4 protein-coding genes and 1 pseudogene are annotated in these 4,040 nt (G+C 65.7%); 1 reads left to right on the top strand and 4 read right to left on the bottom strand.

All coding sequences use genetic code 11. The features are described 5' to 3' along the window. The 3 genes from HNP55_RS23890 to HNP55_RS23880 form a co-directional block, all read right to left on the bottom strand. Window positions 1-194 (bottom strand): ATP-binding cassette domain-containing protein (locus HNP55_RS23890; protein ID WP_184304909.1); only part of this gene is annotated, 194 nt, incomplete at its 3' end. A gap of 17 nt (window positions 195-211) precedes the next feature. Then, on the bottom strand, window positions 212-1,093 hold the full coding sequence (locus tag HNP55_RS23885; protein WP_184304907.1) for an alpha/beta fold hydrolase: 882 nt from the start codon (window positions 1,091-1,093) through the stop codon (window positions 212-214). Continuing rightward, window positions 1,093-2,751 (bottom strand): GMC family oxidoreductase, encoded by a 1,659-nt coding sequence (locus HNP55_RS23880; protein ID WP_184304905.1) that lies wholly within the window; start codon window positions 2,749-2,751, stop codon window positions 1,093-1,095. Before HNP55_RS23880 ends, HNP55_RS23885 begins: the two co-directional genes overlap by 1 nt. Window positions 2,752-2,930: 179 nt before the next feature. On the opposite strand from HNP55_RS23880, the gene HNP55_RS23875 reads away from it, so the two are divergent. After that, complete coding sequence (locus HNP55_RS23875) at window positions 2,931-3,827, top strand: LysR family transcriptional regulator (RefSeq protein ID WP_184304903.1); 897 nt, start codon at window positions 2,931-2,933, stop codon at window positions 3,825-3,827. Between the two features lie 12 nt (window positions 3,828-3,839). Here HNP55_RS23875 and HNP55_RS23870 read toward each other — a convergent pair. Then, a pseudogene (locus HNP55_RS23870) lies at window positions 3,840-4,040 on the bottom strand (branched-chain amino acid ABC transporter permease); the annotation flags it as partial.

Below are 4,040 nucleotides of genomic sequence, written 5' to 3'. Positions count from 1 at the left end.
AGAAGAATGCTGCCGCGGGTGGGCTCCAGGAATTTGGTCAGCAGATTGAAGCAGGTGGTCTTGCCCGCGCCGTTGGGGCCCAGCAGGGCGTGGATGTGGCCCCGCTGCACTTGCAGATTGACGGCGTCCACGGCGGTGAAGCCTTTGAACTCTTTGCTCAGGTTCTGGGTCTCGAGGATCAATTCGCTGGCCATAGGGGGCTCCGGGCTGCTCAGTATTTGGCTAGGAACTGCTCGATCAAATCCCAGTGCAGCGGCACATTGAGCGCCGGCGCATGGCCGCAGTCGGGCAGTTCGACGACCTGGGCGCGTGGGCCGCGCTCGCGCATGGCCTGGGCGACCTCGGGCAGCAGCAGATCGGAGTGCTCGCCGCGCAGGGCCAGCACGGGCAGGTTCAGCTGGTCCCAGACGGACCAGAGTTTGTAGTCATCGGGATGGTGTTCAAACTGGCCCGCCATGGCAGGGTCGTAATGCGGCGTGACCCGGCCGTCCGGCAGGCGGCGTACCGAGCTTTCGGTCAGCAAGCGCCATTGTTCGGGGCTGATCCAGCCATAGGGTTGGTAGATTTTGCGAAAGTACTGCTCCAGCTCGCTGACGCTGTCGAAAGCCTCGGGCCGGCCGGCATAGCTGCGGATGCGTTGCACGGCGGGCGCGGCCATTTCCGGGCCGATATCGTTGAGCACCAGGCTGAGGATGCGGCCCTTCAGTCGGGTGGCGGCGGCCACCATGCCGATGGCGCCGCCCATGGAGGTGCCCACCCAGTGGAATTGGGCTAGGCCCAGCTGGTTGGCCAGGGCCTGGGCCTGGTGGACATAAAAGTCCAGGCAATATTCCTGCTCCGGCTGCGGGCTCCATTGGGAGAGGCCGCGGCCCAAGGTGTCCGGGCAGATCACGTGGTAGTGCTGGGCCAGCTGGGCGGCCAGTGGGTCCATATCGCGGCCGGTGCGCGCCAGGCCGTGCCAGGCGATCACGCTGCGGGAATGCTCGACACCCCATTCGGTGAAATGGATTTCTCGGCCCGCACATCGGAGGTAGTTGGACCGTGGGCCGGCCGCCGTTGGCCGGACGGGCAGGGAGGCATGGGTATTGGGCATCAGGCAGTGGCTCCGTGAGTGTGGGCGTTGTCCTGGCCGCGCAAACGCTGCTGGCGAGCCAGCAGAATCATGTCGGCGGCTTTCTCGGCAATCATGGTGGTGGGGGCATTGGTGTTGCCGGAGGGCAGGCAGGGCATGACGGAGGCATCCACGACGCGCAAGCCGCGCACGCCGCGTACCCGTAAATCGGGCGTTACGACGGCCAACTCGTCATGCTCAGGTCCCATGCGGCAGCTGCCCACCGGGTGAAAAATCGTCGTGCCTATGCGTCCGGCCGCAGCGATCAGCTCCTCGGGGCTTTGCGCCTGCGGTCCGGGCAGGAATTCCTCGGGTTGATAGGGCGCCAAAGCCGGGCGGCTGACGATGTGGCGGGTCAGGCGCAGCGCGCTTGCCGCCAGCTGACGGTCACGTTCCGTGGACAGATAGTTGGGTGCAATCTGGGGCGCGGCACCGGCTTCGGCGCTGACCAGATGCACCGAACCGCGCGAGCTGGGGCGCAAATCGCAGACCGAGGCCGTGAAGGCCGGGAAGCGGTGCAGCGGGTCGCCGAAGCGGTCCAGCGACAGGGGCTGCACATGGTATTCCAGGTCGGCGCGCAGCGGGCTCATGGGGCTGCGTGCAAAGCAACCCAGCTGGCTGGGCGCCATGGCCAGTGGGCCGCTGCGGGTGGCCAGGTAGCGCAAGCCCATCAGCCCCTTGCCCAGCAGCGAATGCACTTGTTCGTTGAGCGTCTGGACGCCCCGCACCTTGAAAGCCATGCGCAGCTGCAAATGGTCTTGCAGGTTTTCACCCACGCCGGGCAAATCGCGTCGCACCGGGATGCCCAGCCGGGCCAGGCGCCGCGCCGAGCCCAGCCCCGAGCGCTCCAACGTCAGCGGCGAGCCGATGGCGCCCGAGCTGAGCAGCACCTCCTCATGAGCCGTAAATTTTTGCAGATGGCCTTTGACATGGGCGATGACGCCGGTGCAGCGGCCTTGCTCGTCCAGCACCAGTTGTTGTACCTCGGCCTGCGTGAGCACGCTCAGATTGCCGCGCCGCAGAGCCGGGCGCAAAAATGCCTTGGCTGCATTCCAGCGCACACCGCGGCGCTGGTTGACTTCGAAATAGCCGCAGCCAAAGTTGTCGCCGCCATTGAAGTCCTCGGTGGGTGGAATACCGGCCTGGGCGGCGGCCTGCCTGAACGCATCCAGAATCTCCCAGGACAGGCGCTGGCGTTCGACCCTCAGCTCATTGCCGCCGCCATGCATGGCGCTGGGGCCGGCGTGGTGGTCCTCCGAGCGCTTGAAATAAGGCAGCACCTCCTGCCATGACCAGCCCGGGCAGCCCTGGGCAGCCCAGCCCTCGTAGTCGGCTGCCTGGCCGCGCATATAAATCATGCCGTTGATGGAGGAGGAGCCGCCCAAGACCTTGCCGCGCGGATAGAGCAGGGCACGGTTTTGCAAACGCGGCTCGGCTTGGGTGCGGTAGCACCAGTCGGTGCGCGGGTTGTCGATGCAGTACAGATAGCCGACGGGGATGTGAATCCACAGATAGTTGTCGCGGCCGCCTGCCTCCAGCAGCAGCACCCGGATCGTGGGGTCTTTGGACAGGCGATTGGCCAGCACACAGCCGGCCGTGCCGGCACCAACAATGATGTAGTCGAAGCTGTTTTGGCTCATGGACAAAAGGCGGCAAAGGTGGCGAGAGCGGGCCTGCGGGTCAAGCCGGGGCAAGGTTCCGAGTACAGGAAATTCGCATCTCTGCTGTTTTCCTTGGGCTGAATGAGCGCGAGAATAGGGCGGATTCGGGGGCGGCAGCTTCAGATGTTTGGAAGTGAGATTTCAGGAATACTTAAATCATGCGAGTGGAATATAAGCAGCTGGCGATATTTGTCGCGGTGGCCGATGGCGGCACCTTGGGCCATGCATCCGAGCAGATGCACCTCACGCAGGCGGCCGTTTCTATGCAGCTGCGCGCACTCCAAGAACGCTTGAATATCACGTTAGTTGTGCGCAATGGGCGAGGCCTGACGCTGACCGAAGAAGGCTTGCGCTTGCTGCCCAAAGCGCGCGAGGCGCTGGGTTCGGCTCAGGCTTTCGAGCGCGCCGTGGGCGCGCCCCTGCGGGCTCTCGCCGTCGAGGCCGCACCGCTCAATATCGGCACTATTCTTGACCCCAATTTCATTCGCCTGGGTGAGCTATTGGCCGGCCTGTCGGCGACCCTGCCGCAGCGTCGCCCCGAGCTGCGGCAGGGCACTTCCGGCTGGGTGCGGCGCGAACTCAGGGCGGGGCGCCTGGATGTGGGCTTTTATCTGGGTGACAGCGATGACAAGCAGTTTCGCCGCCAGCAGTTGGCCCGGCTGCGCTATGTGGTGATAGGTCCGCGCGGCTGGCGCGGCCGCATGCGCGGCGATTGGCAGGCCCTGGCCCAGCTGCCCTGGATCTGGACGCCGCCCGATTCGGTGCACAACCGCTTGTTGAGCCCGATTTTTCGCGGCCTAGGGCTGCGCCCGCGCGTGGCCGCCAGTGTGGACCAGGAGGCCTCCATGCTGGACTTGGTACGCGCCGGCCTGGGCCTGTCTTTGGCGCGCGAAGACGTGGCCTTGCGCGAGAGCCACCAGTCTGGCCTGAGCTTGTTGCGCGAGCCGGGGCTGGAGACCGATCTGTCGCTGATCGCGCCCCTGCAAGCCCGTGACGCGGGCACGCAGGAGTCGGTCGAACTGGTTTTTGCGGCGGCGCGCCGCATCTGGCTTTGAGCGTCGCCGCTGTCAGCCTTTGATCCGCTCGCGCCAGGCCAGGGCCTCGCCGACGATGCCGCGGCGGAAGGCCAGCACGCAGACGATGAAGATCAGGCCGGTGACCAGGCTGACCGACTCGCCCAGGCCGTTGAACCACTGCACGCCCGTGGCGTCGGCCAGGGCCTTGCCCAGGTCGCCGATCTTGTTCTCCAGCGCGATGATGATGAGGGC

The sequence above is a fragment of the Roseateles oligotrophus genome (genome assembly GCF_014204525.1).
Lineage (GTDB): Bacteria > Pseudomonadota > Gammaproteobacteria > Burkholderiales > Burkholderiaceae_C > Paucibacter_A > Paucibacter_A oligotrophus_A.
The sequence above is the reverse complement of the archived record's forward strand: the minus strand, read 5'-3'. Positions and strand labels throughout refer to the sequence as shown.

Excerpts from the sequence above, each read along its gene's own strand:
- HNP55_RS23880 (WP_184304905.1), bottom strand. The coding sequence starts at position 2,751 with ATGAGCCAAAACAGCTTCGACTACATCATTGTTGGTGCCGGCACGGCC.
- HNP55_RS23875 (WP_184304903.1), top strand. The coding sequence starts at position 2,931 with ATGCGAGTGGAATATAAGCAGCTGGCGATATTTGTCGCGGTGGCCGAT.
- HNP55_RS23885 (WP_184304907.1), bottom strand. The coding sequence starts at position 1,093 with ATGCCCAATACCCATGCCTCCCTGCCCGTCCGGCCAACGGCGGCCGGC.